This window comes from Spirosoma montaniterrae (assembly GCF_001988955.1).
GTDB classification, from domain to species: Bacteria; Bacteroidota; Bacteroidia; order Cytophagales; family Spirosomataceae; genus Spirosoma; species Spirosoma montaniterrae.
On record NZ_CP014263.1, the window covers coordinates 3,129,440 to 3,147,873 of the forward strand.

The 18,434-nt window shown below is 51.6% G+C and carries 17 protein-coding genes; 10 read left to right on the forward strand and 7 right to left on the reverse strand.

The window, feature by feature from the left end; translation table 11 throughout:
* The first annotated feature begins 401 nt into the window (after window positions 1-401).
* Window positions 402-782 carry a nuclear transport factor 2 family protein gene (locus AWR27_RS13535; RefSeq protein ID WP_077131652.1) on the forward strand — a complete coding sequence of 127 codons (381 nt, stop codon included), beginning with the start codon at window positions 402-404 and terminating at the stop codon, window positions 780-782.
* A 23-nt stretch (window positions 783-805) separates the two neighbouring features.
* Here AWR27_RS13535 and AWR27_RS13540 read toward each other — a convergent pair whose 3' ends face one another.
* Window positions 806-1,591 (reverse strand): polysaccharide deacetylase family protein, encoded by a 786-nt coding sequence (locus AWR27_RS13540; RefSeq protein WP_077131653.1) that lies wholly within the window; start codon window positions 1,589-1,591, stop codon window positions 806-808.
* Window positions 1,543-2,541, reverse strand: coding sequence for a glycosyltransferase family 2 protein (locus tag AWR27_RS13545; RefSeq protein WP_077131654.1), 999 nt, complete (start codon window positions 2,539-2,541; stop codon window positions 1,543-1,545). The genes AWR27_RS13540 and AWR27_RS13545 overlap by 49 nt, the downstream gene beginning before the upstream one ends.
* Window positions 2,542-2,687: 146 nt before the next feature.
* On the opposite strand from AWR27_RS13545, the gene AWR27_RS13550 reads away from it, so the two are divergent.
* The 4 genes from AWR27_RS13550 (at window position 2,688) to AWR27_RS13565 (ending at window position 7,789) form a co-directional block, all read left to right on the forward strand.
* The gene (locus AWR27_RS13550; protein ID WP_083732846.1) at window positions 2,688-3,695 is read left to right on the forward strand and encodes an ion channel; all 1,008 of its coding nucleotides are present in this window, start codon (window positions 2,688-2,690) and stop codon (window positions 3,693-3,695) included.
* A gap of 76 nt (window positions 3,696-3,771) precedes the next feature.
* On the forward strand, window positions 3,772-4,689 hold the full coding sequence (locus AWR27_RS13555; RefSeq protein ID WP_077133988.1) for a S66 peptidase family protein: 918 nt from the start codon (window positions 3,772-3,774) through the stop codon (window positions 4,687-4,689).
* A 94-nt stretch (window positions 4,690-4,783) separates the two neighbouring features.
* Window positions 4,784-5,578: an SDR family oxidoreductase gene (locus AWR27_RS13560; RefSeq protein ID WP_077131655.1), complete on the forward strand. Its 795-nt coding sequence runs from the start codon at window positions 4,784-4,786 to the stop codon at window positions 5,576-5,578.
* 27 nt (window positions 5,579-5,605) lie between these two features.
* Window positions 5,606-7,789 (forward strand): S9 family peptidase, encoded by a 2,184-nt coding sequence (locus tag AWR27_RS13565; RefSeq protein ID WP_077131656.1) that lies wholly within the window; start codon window positions 5,606-5,608, stop codon window positions 7,787-7,789.
* A 98-nt stretch (window positions 7,790-7,887) separates the two neighbouring features.
* On the opposite strand, the gene AWR27_RS13570 is transcribed toward AWR27_RS13565, so the two are convergent.
* The 3 genes from AWR27_RS13570 to AWR27_RS13580 form a co-directional block, all read right to left on the reverse strand.
* Window positions 7,888-8,292, reverse strand: a complete 405-nt coding sequence (locus AWR27_RS13570) for a Dabb family protein (protein WP_077131657.1) — start codon at window positions 8,290-8,292, stop codon at window positions 7,888-7,890.
* Window positions 8,293-8,454: 162 nt separating this feature from the next.
* On the reverse strand, window positions 8,455-8,736 hold the full coding sequence (locus tag AWR27_RS13575; protein ID WP_077131658.1) for a hypothetical protein: 282 nt from the start codon (window positions 8,734-8,736) through the stop codon (window positions 8,455-8,457).
* A 113-nt stretch (window positions 8,737-8,849) separates the two neighbouring features.
* A complete protein-coding gene (locus tag AWR27_RS13580; protein ID WP_077131659.1) occupies window positions 8,850-10,067 on the reverse strand; it encodes an NADP-dependent isocitrate dehydrogenase in 1,218 nt (405 codons plus the stop codon).
* A gap of 142 nt (window positions 10,068-10,209) precedes the next feature.
* Between AWR27_RS13580 and AWR27_RS13585 the strand changes: the two genes are divergently transcribed.
* Window positions 10,210-11,871 (forward strand): amidohydrolase, encoded by a 1,662-nt coding sequence (locus AWR27_RS13585; protein WP_077131660.1) that lies wholly within the window; start codon window positions 10,210-10,212, stop codon window positions 11,869-11,871.
* 14 nt (window positions 11,872-11,885) lie between these two features.
* On the opposite strand, the gene AWR27_RS25295 is transcribed toward AWR27_RS13585, so the two are convergent.
* Window positions 11,886-12,104 (reverse strand): hypothetical protein, encoded by a 219-nt coding sequence (locus AWR27_RS25295; protein ID WP_157579211.1) that lies wholly within the window; start codon window positions 12,102-12,104, stop codon window positions 11,886-11,888.
* A 521-nt stretch (window positions 12,105-12,625) separates the two neighbouring features.
* Between AWR27_RS25295 and AWR27_RS13590 the strand changes: the two genes are divergently transcribed.
* The 4 genes from AWR27_RS13590 to AWR27_RS13605 all read left to right on the forward strand — a co-directional run bounded on the left by AWR27_RS13590 (window position 12,626) and on the right by AWR27_RS13605 (window position 16,999).
* Window positions 12,626-13,393, forward strand: coding sequence for an FKBP-type peptidyl-prolyl cis-trans isomerase (locus AWR27_RS13590; RefSeq protein ID WP_257788516.1), 768 nt, complete (start codon window positions 12,626-12,628; stop codon window positions 13,391-13,393).
* A gap of 118 nt (window positions 13,394-13,511) precedes the next feature.
* Window positions 13,512-15,596: a carboxy terminal-processing peptidase gene (locus AWR27_RS13595; RefSeq protein ID WP_077131662.1), complete on the forward strand. Its 2,085-nt coding sequence runs from the start codon at window positions 13,512-13,514 to the stop codon at window positions 15,594-15,596.
* A 105-nt stretch (window positions 15,597-15,701) separates the two neighbouring features.
* Window positions 15,702-15,941 carry a hypothetical protein gene (locus AWR27_RS13600; RefSeq protein ID WP_077131663.1) on the forward strand — a complete coding sequence of 80 codons (240 nt, stop codon included), beginning with the start codon at window positions 15,702-15,704 and terminating at the stop codon, window positions 15,939-15,941.
* 212 nt (window positions 15,942-16,153) lie between these two features.
* Entirely contained in the window at window positions 16,154-16,999 is an 846-nt protein-coding gene (locus tag AWR27_RS13605) for a helix-turn-helix transcriptional regulator (RefSeq protein ID WP_077131664.1), read from the forward strand.
* A 3-nt stretch (window positions 17,000-17,002) separates the two neighbouring features.
* On the opposite strand, the gene AWR27_RS13610 is transcribed toward AWR27_RS13605, so the two are convergent.
* Window positions 17,003-18,376 (reverse strand): MATE family efflux transporter, encoded by a 1,374-nt coding sequence (locus AWR27_RS13610; RefSeq protein ID WP_077131665.1) that lies wholly within the window; start codon window positions 18,374-18,376, stop codon window positions 17,003-17,005.
* Window positions 18,377-18,434: the final 58 nt, after the last annotated feature.

Sequence of the window (18,434 nt, forward strand, 5' to 3'; positions counted from 1 at the left end):
CATATCTCAGTTCGATAGAGTTATGACTTTATCAACCTTTGATTAGCCTGTGGCTATCTTTTGGCTAACCCATCACTAACTGTTGATTAACTTTTCAAATAACGGAATATTTGACAATATAGTTGATAATCATATTGCAAATATTTTTGCACATTGCACGGGTTCAACAATCTGATTAAAGTACGTTCGGCGGCTTACCGGTGACAGGCAGCAGGCCGCGAGGTCAATGTTTACAGCCCAACCGTCCATGTGTGTAAAGGCTCCTGCGTCGCCATCAGCGCATGGAGATGTTGGGTGGATAGGCCGAGCCGCTTGGTAGTAAGCGTAATGTTAGAAGAAACGTCGGCTCTGTGTTGATTCTCACATCCGGCAAATTTTCATGTGTCGGAAAGAGCCAAGCAATGAATAAAACAGAAATTACTAAAGAAGATGTTGTTGACGCTGAAAACAAACTCTTTGTGGCTCAACTTGCGAGCAATGTGGACGTTCTCGACCAACTTTTGCACGATGATTTAGTAGCAGTCGCACCAACAGGGCAAGTCCTGACTAAAGAAATGGATTTAAACGCCCATAGAGCAAAAACAATGGTTATCGAAGACGCATCAACTGAAATTGAAGAAATCAAACTAATAGGCGACACTGCCGTTTCAATTGTATCAATGAAAGCCAAAGGGAAAATGATGGATACACCCATGGAAGGACATTTCAGATACCTCAGAGTTTGGAAACGCTTTGGTGACACATTGAAAATTATTGGTGCAAGTTTCATACAACTATCCTGACAAGATAAAAGCCAGACAATCTGTTAGAGCCCCGCTACAAACTCGTTCATCGTTTGAAAATCACCTTCCTGTTTCAAAAATCTAAGTAGTTTCTCAACCCGGTCGAGGAGTTCGTCGCGGGAATGACGACGGACATAAGCGGGGATTTTTTCGTAGGTCGACAGGTCCGTAAATTCCCAGGGGTGTACGTACAGGTTCAGGAAACCGTCGGCACGGAGGGTTCGGCGGCACAGTTGTTTGTAGTAGCCGAACGGAAAGTTTTTCAGGCTCAGCCAGAACAGCGGCAACCGCAGCGTGGGCGTTACCGAAGCCGGAATCTGCCAGACACCTGCTTCACGAAACGGATGCCGGGGTTCGCCCCAGTGGTTGTACCGACCGGGTAGCCAGGTTGGGTGCAGCGACGAATTGTATTGATAACCAGCCTGTTGCACATCATTCGGATCGACGTAGCCCATCCGTGCCCGCCGGAAACCCGTAACGGGCTTCTCCAGCAGTTCTTCCAACGCCACTCGTGACTTGTGCAAATCAACGGGTTCAAAAGTCGTGTGGTAGTAGCCGTGCGATGCTATTTCGTGCGTTTGGGCGAGGTGTTTGATTAAGTCAGGTTCGTGCAGGGCGTAATTGGCGGTTGTAAACAGCGTTGAGCGAACGCCTACAGTCTCAAAACGGTCGGCGAGCAGGCGCAGGCCGCGCGTCGAAACCGCAATTTGTTCGCTCAACGGAATGGTATGACCAAATTCAACGGCGGTATCGAACTCTTCTACGTCAACGGTGAATAAAACAGATCGGGTTGGGCGTCGGCCTTCCATGTTGTTACGGTCTCGTCAATGTCGCTCGTATCGCCAATAATATAGGCGGGGCGTTGTTTAACTTCTACGAACGTTTTGCCCAAATATACGCCGATAATGCCGATCATGATAAACTGCACTCCACCAATGAGTGCCATCAACACGACGAGCGTTGTCCAGCCTGACACGGTGGCATTCGTGAAAAAGTACTCATACAACACCTCCATACCAAACAGCGTGGCAAACGCCGACATACAAAAGCCGAGCATCACCGACAGATACAATGGGCGGGTCGAAAACGACGTAATACCCATAGCAGCCAGTTGCATCATCTTCCGAAACGAGTATTTCGACCGACCGGCGTAGCGGGCAGCGGGCTGGTATAAAATCCGGCACTGCTGAAAACCCACCCACGAAATGGCACCGCGCAGAAACAGATCATTTTCTTTGAACTGCCGAAGTGTATCGACTACCTTTCGGTCGAGCAATCGGAAATCAGCCGCGCCGTCTTCAATGTTTAGTTTTGAAACCGACCGCAGCATACTGTAAAACTGTTTCGAGGTAGCACGCTTGAACCACGACAGCGACGGGTCGGGCTGGCGCACGGTATAAACTACATCGTAGCCTTCCTGCCATTTTTCGATCAGCGTCGGAATCAGTTCGGGCGGGTGTTGTAAGTCGGCATCAAGGCAGATTACAGCGTCGCCCCGGGCGTGGTCATACCCGGCGCGGAGAGCCATCTGGTGGCCGAAATTGCGGGAGAAAGAAAGAAACCGAATTACCGGATAGGCTTTGCAAAGTTGCCGAAGCACATAGCGGGTCTGGTCGGTGCTACCGTCGTCAATGATTAAAATTTCATACTCAGCGTATGCACTCAGTACCGACATGAGCCGATGAACCAGTACGGGCAGGTTTTCTTCTTCGTTAAAAGCAGGCACAATGACGCTAATCATGCCGGGGTGCGGTTTCATATAGAGAGTTATTAGATAGGTACGGCGGTACGCGCAAATATTGGGCGAATTTAAGTAGTTCTACTCAATCTCAAATTCGTCATGAATTAAAGTTGCAGAAAAGTTGTCGTTCAATAAATAAATGGGCTTAATCCTTCATTTTTTCCGTGAGAACAAGGCGTACGAATACCGTTGCCCAACCCGCAGAAAATCTGCGCGGAACTGACAGTCAATTGGTTCGGCAGGAAGAACAGCGGCAGGACCTGGGCTTTGGCACAAAAATCAACTCAGGCTTTGGCCGGCTTATCAACAAAGACGGCAGCTTTAACATCAATCGACGCAACGAGTCGTTCTGGGATCGACTCAACCTGTATAACCGGCTGATTACCATGAGTTGGCCGCAGTTTTTTGGTTGGGTGCTGCTGTTTTACCTTACGGCCAATCTGTTCTTCGCCAGTATTTATCTGCTGGCCGGGGCCGATGGACTGAAAGGCACTACTGACGTCGATAATTTCGGTCTGTTCTGGAAAGCCTATTTCTTTAGCTCGCAGACTATGACCACGGTCGGCTACGGCCATATTGCCCCCAACACATTCACGGCCAGCTTAATAGCCTCGTTCGAATCAGTAATTGGGCTGCTGGCTTTCGCGCTGGCAACGGGTTTGCTGTATGGGCGTTTTTCTCGCCCCGTAGCCCATATACGCTTCACCAAGAAATCGGTGCTTGCTCCATATTTAGACGTGAATGCCTGGATGTTTCGGATTATTAACGCCCGCGCCAATCAACTCATCGACGTACAGATAGAAGTGTCATTGTCGATGCTCGAAACAAAACCCGATGGAACACTGACGCGCCGGTATTCCAGCCTGAAATTAGAGCGGCAACAGGTCAATTTTTTCCCGACCAACTGGACGCTCGTGCATCCGATTACTGAAGACAGCCCTTTGCACGGCTGCACCCCCGAAGACCTGGCCCGATCAGACGCCGAGTTCCTGATTTTGCTTCGGGCCACCGACGATACCTTCTCGCAGATTGTGCATAGCCGCCACTCATACCGCTACGACGAGGTGCTTTGGGGCCGCAAGTTCAAGCCCATGTTCGACAGCAGTCGGCAGGGTTTAGTGAGCGTTGACCTCAACGCGCTCGACGATACATACGTGGCCGCTCTGAATTAAATGCGGGAGAAGTGGCTTAAAAGTGGCGATCAACGAGTACTTTTATTTCACTAACATTCATCATTACTTTTATTTTATGCTTCTTCCTCCTTTCCTGCGCCCTGGCGATACCGTAGGCGTAGTATCGCCTGCGAGCTGGTTTCCGTATGACGAACTAAAAGAGGGTCTACGTATTCTGCGCGACGACTGGAAACTGAACGTTATCGAGGGTACAAGCTTGCAGGCTCAGGATGGCCCTTTTGCCGGTTCCGACGAACTGCGCCGGGCTGATTTACAACAGTTATTCGATAATCCTGACGTTCGGGCGGTGTTTGCCGCGCGAGGTGGTTACGGCTGCTACCGGCTGGTCGATGGCCTGGATCTGGGTGGTTTGCTGGCACACCCAAAATGGCTCGTCGGTTTCAGCGACGTTACGGTGCTGCTGAGTTTGCTGTATGCCAATGGCATTGGTAGTCTGCATGGTCTGATGCCCCGGCAATATGGCCTTTCTGACCGGGCCGAGTCGCTCGAAACGGTTCGGCAGTGGCTCTTTGGCGAACCGCCTGCTATGTACACCGTGCCGACGCACCCACTCAACCGACCGGGGCAGGCTACCGGACCGCTGGTAGGCGGCAACCTGACCATGCTCGTCAATTCACTCTCGACCCCGACCGACATTGCTTTTGACAACAGCGTGCTGTTCATTGAAGACATAGACGAAACCTTGTTTTCACTCGACCGCATGATGCGGCAACTCCACCGGGCTGGTCGGCTTTCAAACCTGGCCGGGCTGGTTGTGGGGCAGTTCACCGACATGCGCGATAACAAATCACTTCCTTTCGGCGACGATGCTTTTGGTATTATTTCGGGAGCCGTGTCGGGCTATGATTACCCCGTCATGTTCGATTTCCCGGTGGGTCACGTCCCGCAAAACCTCGCTATGCCCGTTGGTGCCAACGTCAGGCTGGAGGTGGGGAATGATGGGGGAAAAGTGGTTTTTAATATTGAATTCTGAATGTTGAATTAATGCTTACCGCAAGTTCTCCACCTAACCCGCTGCCCTCCATTCAACATTCGCTATTCAACATTCAACATTCAATAGTACCTCTTTGTCTTCCTTCCAAAACTCCATCATCTGGATTACCGGCGCATCGTCGGGCATTGGCGAAGCCATTGCACTCGAACTGGCCCGGTATCGGCCCAAACTGATTCTGTCGGCCCGGCGCGAAGCTGAGCTGCAACGCGTGGCCCGGCAAACCGGATTACCGGCGTCCGACGTGCTGGTGCTGCCGCTCGACATGGCCGATACGGCCCGGCTTCCCGCGCAGGTCGAGGTGGTACGGCAGCGGTTTGGGCGCGTTGATTATCTGTTTCAAAATGCAGGGATCACACAGCGCAGTGCCGTTGTCGATACTGATTTTTCGGTGTATCAGCGGCTGATGGACGTTAATTTTTTCGGCGTTGTGGCCTTGACCAAAGCCGTGCTGCCGCTGATGCTGGCGCAGGGCAGTGGTCATTTCGTTGTTACGAGCAGTGTAGCAGGCAAGATTGGCACAAAACAACGGTCGGGCTATTGCGCGAGCAAACACGCCCTGCACGGTTTTTTCGACGCGCTCCGGGCCGAAACCCACGATGCGGGGCTGCACGTTACGCTGGTATGCCCCGGCTACATCCAAACGCCTATTTCACTCCACGCCCTCGGCCCCGATGGGCGCGTACACGGCAAAATGGACGAGAATCAGCAGCAGGGAATGCCCGCCGACGACTTTGCCCGTCGGCTGCTGCGGGCCGTAACACGCAAACGTGAAGAGGTCTTCATCGGCGGCAAAGAAGTAGCCGGTGTTTACCTAAAACGGTTTTTACCGGGTCTGCTGTCGCGCATTGTTCGGGCAATGAAGTCGTAATTTTTGGCAACTGTTTAGTACATTCCCATGAAAATCAACCGCTTTCTTTTTGTTTTTTTAACCCTTCCTGCTTTTGCTCAACTTAAAAAGCCGGTTACGCTCGATGACGTTTGGGGGCGTAGCGCGGGGGTATTCAGTCAACGCACCGTTGAAGCCGTCAATTGGATGAAGGCGGGTGGTTTTTACACCACGCTCGACGGCGGCAAAATCAGCAAATTCGACATCACTACCGGCAACGTGGCCGAAGTACTCTTCGATGCCAGTCAACAAACAGCGGCAGGCCCGCGATTGGGTATTGATGGGTATCAGCTTTCTGCCGATGAACGTAAACTGCTGTTAACCACGCAGGAAGAACCCATTTATCGCCGGTCGAGCCGGGCCGCGTATTTCGTGTACGACCTGACGACAAAGCGATTGACGCCCCTTAGTCAGCAGGGCAAGCAGATGTATGCCACGTTCTCGCCCGACGGTAAACGGGTGGCGTTCGTTCGTGACAATAATTTGTTTGTCGTTGATCTGGCAACGGGGAAGGAAACGCAGCTAACCACAGACGGCAAGCCAAACGCTGTTATTAATGGGGCGGCAGACTGGGTGTATGAAGAAGAATTCAGCATGTCGCGGGCGTTCGAGTGGTCGTCCGATAGCCGCCGGATTGCCTGGATTCGATTCGACGAACGGCGCGTTCCCGAATACAACATGCAGGTTTGGGGGCCGCTTTATCCGAGTGATTATCGCTACAAATACCCAAAAGCAGGCGAAGCCAATTCCGTTGTGTCGGTATGGATGGTCGATGTAGTTTCGGGCAGGAAGATTCTGGCTCAAACCGGGGCAGAAACAGACATCTATCTGCCACGTATTCAGTGGACAAAGAACCCAAATCTGCTGTCGGTACGGCGCATGAACCGGTTGCAAAACCAACTCGATCTGCTGCACGTCAACGCCACAACCGGCGCGGCTACCACCGTTCTGACTGAACAAAGCAGTACCTACGTTGATCTTGAATTAACCGACGACCTGACGTATCTGCCCGACGGCAAATCGTTTCTGTGGACGAGCGAACGGAGCGGTTTCAAACACCTGTATCGGTATGACCTCAGCGGCAAACTGATGCAGGCCATCACATCGGGTAATTTTGAGGTGGGTACGATTGCCGGTGTCGATGAAAAAAACGCGCAGGTTTATTTCACCTCGACGGAAGTTTCGGCGTTGGAGCGTCACCTCTACCGCATCGGTATCGACGGTCAGAATAAGCAACGTCTGACCAATCAGCCCGGCACCTACACGGCTACGTTCAGCCCCGATTTTTCGTACTACCTACTGTATCACAGTTCGGCCACTTCGCCCATGCGCGTGACCCTGCGCGATACCAAAACTACCGACGACCGGCGGGTACTGGAAGCCAACGATGCCCTCAAAACCCGGCTGGCAACGTATCAGATCAGTCAAAAACAATTTTTCCAGACCAAAGCCGCCGATGGAACCCCGCTTAACGGCTGGATGATTCGCCCGGCTGACTTCGACAGTTCCGCTACGAAAAAGTACCCCGTTTTGATGTTCGTGTATGGCGGGCCGGGGTCGCAGACAGTGAAAAACGATTGGGACAGCCGCGACTTTTTCTGGTATCAGACGCTGGCTCAGAAAGGCTACGTAATTGTGTCGGTCGATGGGCGCGGCACGGGCGGGCGCGGTCATGCGTTCCGGGCGGCTACCTATGCGCAGTTGGGCAAACTCGAAACCGAAGACCAGCTTTTCGTGGCGCGGTCGCTGAAGACGCTGCCCTGGGTTGATGCCAACCGCGTAGGTATTTGGGGCTGGAGTTACGGCGGCTATATGACGGCTCTTTGCATGACGCTTGGTGCCGATGTTTTCAAGGCGGGCATCTCCGTTGCGCCCGTTACCAACTGGCGATTCTACGACACCATTTATACCGAACGCTACCTGAAACGCCCACAGGACAATCCCGGCGGCTACGATAACAATAGCCCCGTTACGCACGCGGCCAAACTACGCGGCCCATTTCTGCTGGTTCACGGCACCGGCGACGATAACGTGCATTTTCAGAACTCTGTGGAGTTTGTGAATGCGCTGGTAGCGGCTGGGCGTCCGTTTCAGTCGTTTTATTACCCCAATCGCAACCACGGCATTTACGGCGGCAACACCCGCCTGCATCTATACACGATGATGACCGAGTTTCTGGAGAAGAATCTTTGAGGTTTTTTTAAACGCAGAGAGCGCGGAGCCTTCCGCAGAGAACACTCAGAAAACTCTGTATCTCTGCGGAAAACTCCGCGCTCTCTGCGTTTAAAGAACTACTTTGCCTGATTCACGAAATCCACAACCGTCAAATCAGCCAGCCAGGGGCCAACGATCTTGCCAAACTCTTTATGAGCGGGGTGTGGCAGATAAGCATCGCGGTCTTTGGCGTTGTCGAACGTCAGGATAAAGGCATGGGTCAGGCCCTTGTCGTGTTTTTCGGGGCTGTTGTTGGTGCCCCACTGGAATCCTTTAATCTCCTTGATTTTCGACGGTAACGCTTCAAAAGCCGCAACAATTTCGGTCACTTTTTCGGGCGTCGCTTCGGGCTTGAACTTAAACAATACGACATGTTGTAGCTGTCCGGTTTTCATGGGTTTCTTCGGCTTACGGGTCGGCTCGTTACCTGCGTAAGTGGTTAAGGCCATTAGCGTGAGTAGACTGATTAATAGGTATTTCATGCGTTTGTAAAGGGTTATTGTTGCTGATTTTTTTGCTGCCAGACACGCCGTAACTCGGTAATACGTGCGTCGATTTCCTCACGGGTAATGAGCGGCTTTGCACCGCTGAAACGCTCAGCCAGCTCCCTTGCTACTTCATCCCGGTCTCGCCCAGTCGCAGTTTTAGCGACAATTTGGTCGACAGTATAGGTCGTTAATCTCTTTTCCATCCGCTATGTAAATTTCGTCAATGATAACGCTATTTTGTTCAAATGCAAAGGTGAACAGGACGCGTAGCATCTTCATCCCTGTGTAGCCAATAACGAAGCCTCCATCTCCTTCCAGATACACAACCCGGTATTCGCCGTAAAATAACCGCTCAATTTCACCATCAATAATCTTAAGCCGATTCAATTCTTCCAGCGTGAACGCATCGCCGAATACAATATCAAAACTGTCGAACATAAAGAGTGAGTACGTCTAAAAATACCTGTGCCACGACCAAAGCCGTGGCACAGCGTATAAATCCTGTTTAATCTTGATAATCCCGGCTAATCCTGCCGGGCCAGCGTTCTGGTTCAGGATAGTTTCGCCTGCAACGCTTCGTCCAACGCTTCGAGGAAGTCTTCCGTGTACAGGTAATGTTCGCCCGCTACGAGATTCTTCACGTCGGGGAAGGCCGACAGCGCAAGGTCTTTCGTCATTTTACCACTTTCGACCACCTCTACGCACACCTGTTCGAGTGCGTTGGCAAAATCAATAAGCGGTTGATTACCATCGAGTTTCCCTCTAAAGGCCAGGCCGCGCGTCCAGGCGTAGATGCTGGCAATGGGGTTGGTGCTGGTTTTGTTGCCTTTCTGGTATTCGCGGTAGTGGCGCGTTACGGTTCCGTGAGCGGCTTCGGCCTCCATCGTGTTGCCATCGGGCGTGAGCAGCACCGAGGTCATCAGGCCCAGCGAACCGAAGCCTTGCGCTACGGTGTCCGACTGCACGTCGCCGTCGTAGTTTTTGCAGGCCCATACAAAGTTGCCTTCCCATTTCAGAGCCGAGGCCACCATATCATCGATCAGGCGGTGTTCGTACTGCACTTTTCCGGCAAACTCGGCGTCGTAGATTTCCTGGAAAATGTCTTTAAACCGACCGTCGTATTTTTTCAGGATTGTATTCTTAGTAGAGAGGTAAAGCGGCCAGCCTTTTTGCATTGCCACGTTGAAGCACGACCGGGCAAAGCCACGAATCGATTCATCAACGTTATACATACCCATTGCCACGCCCGGTGCTTTGAAATTGAAGACTTCATACTCCATCACGGTGCCGTCTTCGCCTTCAAATTTCATGGTCAGCTTGCCCTTGCCCGGCACCAGAAAATCAGTAGCGCGGTACTGATCGCCAAACGCGTGACGACCCACAATGATCGGGGCTTTCCAGTTGATGACCAAGCGCGGTACGTTGCTCATCACGATGGGTTCACGGAACACCGTACCATCGAGAATATTGCGGATGGTGCCGTTGGGCGACTTCCACATCTGCTTGAGGTTGAACTCCTTTACGCGGGCTTCGTCGGGCGTGATGGTGGCGCATTTGATACCAACGCCGTATTCTTTGATGGCATTGGCCGCGTCGACAGTTACCTGATCGTTTGTTTCGTCGCGGTATTCGATGCCGAGGTCGAAGTATTTAATATCAACGTCAACGTAGGGTAGAATCAGTTTGTCTTTGATGAATTTCCAGATGATGCGGGTCATTTCGTCGCCATCCAGTTCGACAACCGGATTTGCCACTTTAATTTTCTCCATTGTGTAAGGTATAAACGATTAAAAACGATTTAGAAAATTTGGGGGCAAAGGTACAGAAAATGGCTACATCATTCGACATCTTGGGTAAATGACTTGCACCGGGTTTCAACCGAATGTATCTTTAACCAAAACCGTCCCAGCCATGAAACAAATCTTCTTTCTGTTACTCACTTTGCCCTTGCTCACCGTAGCTCAGCGCAGAGCCAAACCCCTTACCGACCCGCTCGACCGGCTCAAAGCGGAAGCCGTTGCTGCCGTCGAAAGCCGCGCAACGCAGGCCCAGCAAATCAACGACATGCTCTTCAGCTTTTCGGAATTGGGGTTTCAGGAAGTTGAAACGTTTAATTACCTGACTTCGCTGCTGGAGAAAGAAGGCTTCACCATACAGAAGGGCATTTCGGGAATGCCGACGGCCTGGATTGCCACCTGGGGCAGCGGCAAACCCGTTATCGCCATCGGTTCCGATGTAGATTGTATTCCTAAAGCCAGCCAAAAACCGGGCGTGGCCTATAAAGACCCGATTGTTGAGGGAGCACCGGGTCACGGCGAAGGGCATAACTCCGGGCAGGCACTGAACATTGTAGCCGCGCTGGCCGTGAAGCAGTTAATGGAGAAAAATAAACTCTCCGGTACGCTGATGCTGTGGCCGGGCGTGGCCGAAGAACTCGTTGGCGCAAAGGCGTTTTACATCCGCGATGGTTACTTCAAAAACGTTGATGCCTGTATTTTTACGCACGTTGGCGATAACCTCGTTACGTCGTATGGCGACGCGGGCAACAACGGGCTGGTTTCCGTAAAGTTCACGTTTGAAGGTTCGGCGGCCCACGCAGCCGGGGCACCCTGGCGCGGGCGCAGTGCGCTCGATGCCGTTGAGTTGATGAATATCGGCTGGAACTTCCGGCGCGAACACCTCGAACTCACGCAACGCTCGCATTACGTAATCTCCGACGGGGGCGATCAGCCGAACGTCGTGCCCTCGAAAGCGGCAGTCTGGTACTATTTTCGCGAACGTAGCTACCCAAAAATCAAGAAGTTATTTGAAACGGGAATAGCAATGGCCGAAGGAGCCGCCAAAATGACCGACACGAAGTTTACGTATGAGATTCTGGGATCGGCCTGGCCGGGGCATTTTAACAAGCCCATTGCCGAAGCCATGTATCAGAATATCAGGAAAGTAGGGTTGCCCACCTGGTCGTCCGACGATCAGATGCTGGCAAAAGCAACGCAGAAAGAATTGCAGGCCCGCAAAACCGAAGGGCTGGCCGTGAAGTTAGACAGCATCGGCCTACCCGCCGGAACGGCCCCAACGATGATGATGGGCGGGCAAACCTACGTACCGCTTACGGGCGGCTCCGACGACATCGCCGATATTTCATGGTCGCTGCCTACGATTGTACTGCGCTATCCAAGCAACATTCCCGATTTGCCCGGCCACCACTGGAGTAATGCTATTTCGATGGCAACGCCCATTGCCCACAAAGGAATCGTAGCCGGAGCCAAAGCCGAAGCCATGACCCTGCTCGATTTGCTGCTGAAGCCGGAAATCATAAAAAACGCCTGGGCCTATTACAACGATGAGCAAACGAAAGAGCAGAAGTATACGCCCCTGATTTCGCCGAAAGAGTTTCCGGCTATTTATCTGAACCAGAAGATTATGGCCGACTTCAAGCCAAAGTTGCAGAAATACTACTATGACCCGGCGAAGTATAAAACCTATCTGGAGCAGTTAGGCATCAAGTACCCAACCCTGCGCGACGACCAGCGAGCCGAACTCGAAAAGGCCAAAGAGTCGAAAGGCAAGTAAGCTGCGTGTCGGCGTTACCGCTTGTGGTGCGCGTGTGTGATTTCCCGAATGGATTCGATCAGGCTTTTCCAGTGATGTGCCGCTTTTTTGTGGGGTGATTTAGCCGATGCAGGTTGCCCGGCTGTTGGTTCAGTTTTCTCAGCCGAGGCAACGGGCGTTGACGTATTACGCGCCAGCACTACATGTCGGGTCGGCTTACCCGGCTCGGCTTTCGGCGCAGGTTGTTCGTGCACTGGTAAGCCAGTTAACGCAGTGGCTTTCGCTATTGCCGGATGGACGTCACACACCGATAGAGCAACCGATGCGACGCAGACAACGTATGTTGCCAAAGAATTGGGTAAGAAATTCATACGTTAGAATTACATAGTGAGTGTCGCGTCGGCTAATCCATGTATACATGAACAAACTTTCACGAATATAACGACATCGTTCAACTTGTAGTACAATTGTGTATAATTAGGTCATAAGATAGCATCTTTTCACGTTGACTTCACATTGTCTCGTTGTGCGTTCACTAACAAACACCTTGCCAAGTTTAACCGCCCGCCCCACTCTCCGACCGTTTGTACGGAAATGTCTCACTTACAGTGCCATTCAATTGTAGAATAGGCAAGAAACCTGTATATTTATCGTTTATCAGAGAAGCTGCAGACGGGTTAAATTTTATTAATAAGGAGTTTGGCCAAACTTTTCAATTGCCCGTTCATGTTTTATCGGTAAACCTTTTTTGTACATTATCAATTAGTTTTTTCGCATGAAGTTCAACCAATGGATGGTAGCCGGTGCGGTATCGGCCCTGTTTGTAACAGGCTCAGCCACGGCACAAGTAAAGAAATCAAGTCCCAAACCCGCAGGTGCAAAACCAGCCGCTACCACTAAACCCGCTGCCAGCGCATCATTAGCCACCCCCCGCGATTCGATAAGCTATAGCATTGGCCTGTATATGGCGCAAAACCTGAAGCAGAATGGCATGAACGACCTTAACACAACTGTGTTGATTCGTGGGTTGGAAGACGCGCTGAAAGGGCAGAAAACCCAACTTTCGCAGGAGCAGGCCGGGCAGATTCTGAACGCGTTCGGGCAAAAGAAGATGGCAGCACAGCAGGCCGAAGCCATGAAAGCCTCGGCAGAGAACAAGCAAATCGGCAACGCATTCCTGACCGAGAACAAAGCGAAAGCGGGCGTAACGACTACCACCAGTGGTTTGCAGTATTCTGTGCAAAAAGAAGGCACAGGGGCGAAACCAACCGCCACAGATCGAGTTAAAGTACACTATACGGGTAAACTGCTCGACGGCAAAGTGTTTGATAGTTCGGTAGAACGGGGGCAACCGGCAGAATTTGGCGTAAGCGAAGTTATCAAAGGCTGGACCGAAGCACTGCAATTGATGCCTGTAGGCTCGAAATGGACACTCTACATCCCATCTGATCTCGCTTATGGCGACCGGGGGGCGGGTGCCGACATTAAACCCGGTTCGACACTGGTGTTCGACGTTGAGTTGCTCGATATTGTGAAACAGTAAATAGTTTATTGTACTCATGAATAGTGAATGCGAACTCCTGATTAACAAAGTAATACCGGCGTCAGCCTAATTTGTTGGTCATAGTTAATATTCACTATTCGATATTTTTTCATACTACATGAACAAGTATCTGGTAACCCTTGTACCCGTGCTGATGCTGAGCTTTCAGCCGGATTCGCCTTCGGGCGCGTTTACTCCAGGGACTGCGCTTCGGTCGGCCCAGGCAACAACCGGCGATGAGTTGAAACCATCCGTTTCGCAGGAAAAAGTGCAGACGCTGGTCGCCAAATTGCTGACTACCTACCATTATCGGAAGGTTCGGCTCAACGATTCATTGTCGTCGGTCGTTTGGGATAACTACCTGAAGGAGGTCGATGGCAACAAAACGTACCTGCTGGCATCAGACGTAACCGCGTTTGAGAAATATCGTTACCAGATCGACGATGCGCTGATCAACGGGGATCTGACGGCAGCTTATGAACTGTATAACGTGTTCCGCAAACGGTATCAGGAGCGGAGTGCGTTCATCAAAGAGCAGATCAAAAAGCCGTTTGCGTTTACTGCCGACGAGACATTCAATACAGACCGGGAGAAGGCAGCCTGGCCCAAAAACCAGGAAGAGCAGGAAGACCTGTGGCGGAAAATTCTTAAGAATCAGGCTCTTGAGCTGAAACTTGGCAATCGGTCCGACAGTGCCGTGGCGGCTTTGATGACGCAACGATATAACAACCTGGACCGGGCAATTAACCGAATTAAAGGTGGCGATGTGTTTCAGTTGTACATGAACTCGTTCGCCGAAGCCCTCGACCCGCACACCAACTATCTTTCGCCCAGCAACGCCGACCGGTTCAATCAGGAAATGAGTCAGTCGCTGGAAGGCATAGGAGCTATGTTGCAGGAAGATGGCGATTACATCAAAATCACGAGCGTATTGCCCGGTGGCCCTGCTTTCAAGTCGAATCAGTTGAAAACCAACGACAAAATTGCGGGCGTAGCACAGGGCGACAACGGCGCGATGGTCAACACCATGAACTGGCAGGTCGATGAGGTGGTAAAGCTTATCAAAGGCCCGAAAGGAACGGTGGTGCGGTTGCAGGTGCTATCGCCCGACGCCCTTGCGGGTGCTCCGCCGAAAGAGATTCGGCTTGTTCGCGAAAAAATCAAGCTCGAAGAGCAACGCGCCAAGAAAGAAATTATCGACGTAGTTGACAATGGCAAGTCGTTCAAGATCGGTGTTATCAACGTGCCGATGTTTTACCGCGATTTTGAGGGCGCGCGTCGGCGGGAAGAAGGCTTCAGCAGCACAACCAACGACGTAAAGAAATTCATCGACGAACTGAAGGTTGACAAAGTAGATGGCATTGTAATCGACCTGCGCGATAACGGCGGTGGTTCGCTCACGGAGGCTATTAACCTGACGGGCTTGTTTATTCCAAAAGGTCCGGTAGTGCAGGTTCGTGAGTCGACGGGTGAAACCGAAGTGTATACCGACCCCGATCCATCGGTGCTGTACGATGGACCGCTGGCCGTGCTGGTAAATCGGTTTAGCGCATCGGCATCGGAGATTTTCGCGGCTGCGATTCAGGATTATCGGCGTGGTGTTATCGTAGGTGGTCAGACGTTCGGGAAAGGCACCGTACAGACGCTCATCGACCTGAACCAGTGGTTGCCCAAAGAGCCGGAAAAGGTTGGTCAGGTAAAAATGACCATTCAGAAGTTTTACCGCATTAATGGCAGCAGTACCCAACACCGGGGCGTAACGCCTGATATTGAGTTGCCATCGGCATTCTCGGCAGAAGAATACGGCGAAAGTTCACAGCCAAGTGCCTTGCCGTGGGATCAGATCAACTCAACACGTTACGAACAGGGCCGTGCCATTGACGATAAGATTCTGACCCGCCTGCGCGACCGCTTCGATCAGCGTCTGAAATCAGATCCTGAACTAAAGCAACTGGCACAGGATTTAGCCGACTTCCGGAAAGCGAAAGAAAATACAGTGGTTTCGTTGCAGGAAAGTAAACGCCGGAAAGAGCGCGAAGAAGCCGAGCGCAAACGGGCAGCAGCCAACAAAGTGTCGCACATTACGGCCCCCGTTGACGAAACCGGTACGCCTTCGCCTACTACTCCGAAGAAAAAGAAAGATCTGTATCTCAACGAAGCAGGTCTGGTATTGGCCGATTACATCCTTGCAGTTAACAAATAAACGACGTCCGCTACTGGGCTATGAAAAACCGCGCAGCGAACCGTTGCGCGGTTTTTAGTTAACCAATCATTTATAATACATCGATTACATAGCATTAAACATCCTGTGTGGTACTTCCTTATCCGACACGACTCCGTCAGCACAGCGCAGTATCAAAATCTGCAACAACGAGCTTCACTGACCGAAGTCGAACTATTTAGCGAACCATACATAAACTGGTATGTCTTTTCGGTCGAGAAGCAACACTATATTGCTTTTATGAATTATCTTGACGGTGAAGGTATTAGCTACGACCTGACCGCTGACCGACCTTCCCGCGACGACCTGCTGGCTGCCATGCGTTAAAATTGGCCCACCGATAATCGGTGGGCCATACACAATGCTTTACAGAAAGGAACTGGGATAGAAGAAAGAGACGACCGCAAGTTCGGTACGTGAGGCTGTCAAAAAAATACCTATGATAAGGATATAATTTGGCAAGTAACTTTAGAGTAAATAAGGCAACTTGCCTGGCTTTGCCAAATTGGTTAGTATACTCACGTTACTCTCTCTCCGTTATGAGCACTCGAAAACAGCCCGACCCGGTTGATCAGGAATATCAGCGTATCGAGTCATTTATCAATGATCTGTTCCCGCCTGTTGAACAGCTCATTTATGTGGTGCCACCTGAAGTGCAACAAGCTGAATTAGACACGCTGCGCTTAGGTCGCCGGGCCGAGCAATTGTATTTCGTGGTTGACCTGACCAGTATGTCGATTATAGCAGCGGGCGGTTTGCAGGAAATTGGCTATAACTCCGACTCATTTACGTTCCGCCATTATTTGTCAACTATTCCCTCGCAGGGCATGTTGCAGCTTATTACGTTGCTGGGTAAGCTGACGTTTATGATGTCGGCGGCATCAGATAAGCCATTGGTATCGTTTTTAAATCCGAAGTTCATTGCCAACGTACCTATTACCCGCGCCGATGGGCAGGTTGTTCTGGTAAAACGTACCATTTCGCCCTGGCAATACACGCAGGAAGGATATATTACGGCCTACCTGTCGGAGATGACTATTCTGAAACCGTTTGAAAACGAGCCGGTTATGCCCCGGTTTATTAATATTCCGCCGAATGTAGAAGCCGAATTCAATAGTATGATGGCGAAACTGTTCGCCAATTTACCGGCTAAAGTAAACCTGTTTTCCCCCAAGCAGATGGTTCTGCTGAGATTGTACGTTGAAAACGAAGACGAATTATCGGCCAAAGAATTAGCTTCACTGGCGGGCATTACCGTTCATACGGCCCATACGCACAACCGCAATATTCTGATGAAAGCGAAAACCATGTTCGGCAAGAGCCTACAGGCCAAAACCGCCCGCGACGTGGCTATCTTTCTGAAACGATGTGGTATGCTGGGCTGATAATCAGGCTCGTTCGGCCCGTTCAACAGCACTCGTCTGTATGCGTCGATTAAGCCGGAAAAATCGCCATGTCAGCAACACAGCCGCCAGCGACAGCCCCGCCAGCAACCCAATCCAGACGCCCACAGCATCGAGCTTGAGCGGAAATGCCAGCACATAACTCAGCGGCAGTGCCATGCCCCAGTAAGCAATCAGCGTAATCACGGTTGGCACGTTCACGTCTGATAAACCGCGCAGACAACCGAGCGCAACCACCTGAATGCCATCGGAAAGCTGGAAGAAACCAGCCACCGACATCAACGTTACGGCAATGCTCGACACCGCCGGATTATCGCGGATATACAGAGCTACCAACCAGTTATTGGCCGTTAGAAACAGCAGTGCGGCTAAACTCATAAAGACTGCCGACAGCAGAAAAGCTGCCACACCCGCTCGCCGGACACCCTCGCGACTGCCTGACCCCACAGCCGCACCCACCCGAATAGCCGCAGCCGACGAAATACCCGTAGCCATCATGTATGTTACCGACGCCATATTGATGGCAATCTGATGAGCCGCCAGCCGATCTTCGCCAAGCCACCCCACAATAACGACCGCCAGCGAGAACGTAGCAACCTCAAAAAAGAACGTCAGCCCGCCCGGAATGCCCAGCCGCAAAATGGTTTCAGCTTCAGCGCGGATCGGTTGCAGCACTAATGAACGCGATAAAAATCGTTTAAACCGGCCTGCCCCGTAAACATACGCCAGCATAGCCCCGGCCATGTATAGCCGCGACAGTAGCGTGGCCGTTGCCGACCCCATCAGGCCCATTTCAGGAAATGGCCCCACACCTTTAATGAGCAGGTAGTTGAACAATGCGTTTACGACTAATGCCGACAGCGTAATTGCCATTGCCACGCGGGGTTGTCGCAACCCATCAGCCAATTGGCGGGTTGCCACAAAAATCAGCAGCGGCAGCAGCGACGCGCTCAGAATCAACATAAAATCGCGGGCCAGCCGCGTTACTTCCGCCGATTGGTCGAACAAGTCAAAGTTATAAGCCAGCAGAGCCGACAATCCGCCCAGTGCAATACTCAGCCCCACGGCCACGCGTAACCCTGCCCGAAACAACCGGTTTACCGCAGCCGTATCCTGTTGGCTATTGGCCTTCGACACCAGCGCGGCCACTACCGACAGCCCTCCCACGCCAATACTCGACATTAAAAACGACAGCGAATTTGCCAGTCCGGCGGCTCCGAGCGGCACAGCCCCCAACAATCGGCCCACAAACAGATTATCCGTTACACCCATCAGCACCACGCCTAACTGAGCAATCACAATCGGAACACTCAATCGAAGCGTATCGGCAATTTCGGGGCGATATATGCGGAAGTTCATGCAACAGGCAGTTCTCGGTAAATAGTTGGCAGTCTTCAGCTAATACAACTCAATTACA

What these genes read in the sequence shown, in the direction of transcription:
- AWR27_RS13535 (WP_077131652.1), top strand. Translation starts at nt 402, where the DNA reads ATGAATAAAACAGAAATTACTAAAGAAGATGTTGTTGACGCTGAAAAC.
- AWR27_RS13540 (WP_077131653.1), bottom strand. Translation starts at nt 1,591, where the DNA reads ATGGAAGGCCGACGCCCAACCCGATCTGTTTTATTCACCGTTGACGTA.
- AWR27_RS13545 (WP_077131654.1), bottom strand. Translation starts at nt 2,541, where the DNA reads ATGAAACCGCACCCCGGCATGATTAGCGTCATTGTGCCTGCTTTTAAC.
- AWR27_RS13555 (WP_077133988.1), top strand. Translation starts at nt 3,772, where the DNA reads ATGCTTCTTCCTCCTTTCCTGCGCCCTGGCGATACCGTAGGCGTAGTA.
- AWR27_RS13565 (WP_077131656.1), top strand. Translation starts at nt 5,606, where the DNA reads ATGAAAATCAACCGCTTTCTTTTTGTTTTTTTAACCCTTCCTGCTTTT.
- AWR27_RS13570 (WP_077131657.1), bottom strand. Translation starts at nt 8,292, where the DNA reads ATGAAATACCTATTAATCAGTCTACTCACGCTAATGGCCTTAACCACT.
- AWR27_RS13575 (WP_077131658.1), bottom strand. Translation starts at nt 8,736, where the DNA reads ATGTTCGACAGTTTTGATATTGTATTCGGCGATGCGTTCACGCTGGAA.
- AWR27_RS13580 (WP_077131659.1), bottom strand. Translation starts at nt 10,067, where the DNA reads ATGGAGAAAATTAAAGTGGCAAATCCGGTTGTCGAACTGGATGGCGAC.
- AWR27_RS13585 (WP_077131660.1), top strand. Translation starts at nt 10,210, where the DNA reads ATGAAACAAATCTTCTTTCTGTTACTCACTTTGCCCTTGCTCACCGTA.
- AWR27_RS13590 (WP_257788516.1), top strand. Translation starts at nt 12,626, where the DNA reads ATGAAGTTCAACCAATGGATGGTAGCCGGTGCGGTATCGGCCCTGTTT.
- AWR27_RS13595 (WP_077131662.1), top strand. Translation starts at nt 13,512, where the DNA reads ATGAACAAGTATCTGGTAACCCTTGTACCCGTGCTGATGCTGAGCTTT.
- AWR27_RS13605 (WP_077131664.1), top strand. Translation starts at nt 16,154, where the DNA reads ATGAGCACTCGAAAACAGCCCGACCCGGTTGATCAGGAATATCAGCGT.
- AWR27_RS13610 (WP_077131665.1), bottom strand. Translation starts at nt 18,376, where the DNA reads ATGAACTTCCGCATATATCGCCCCGAAATTGCCGATACGCTTCGATTG.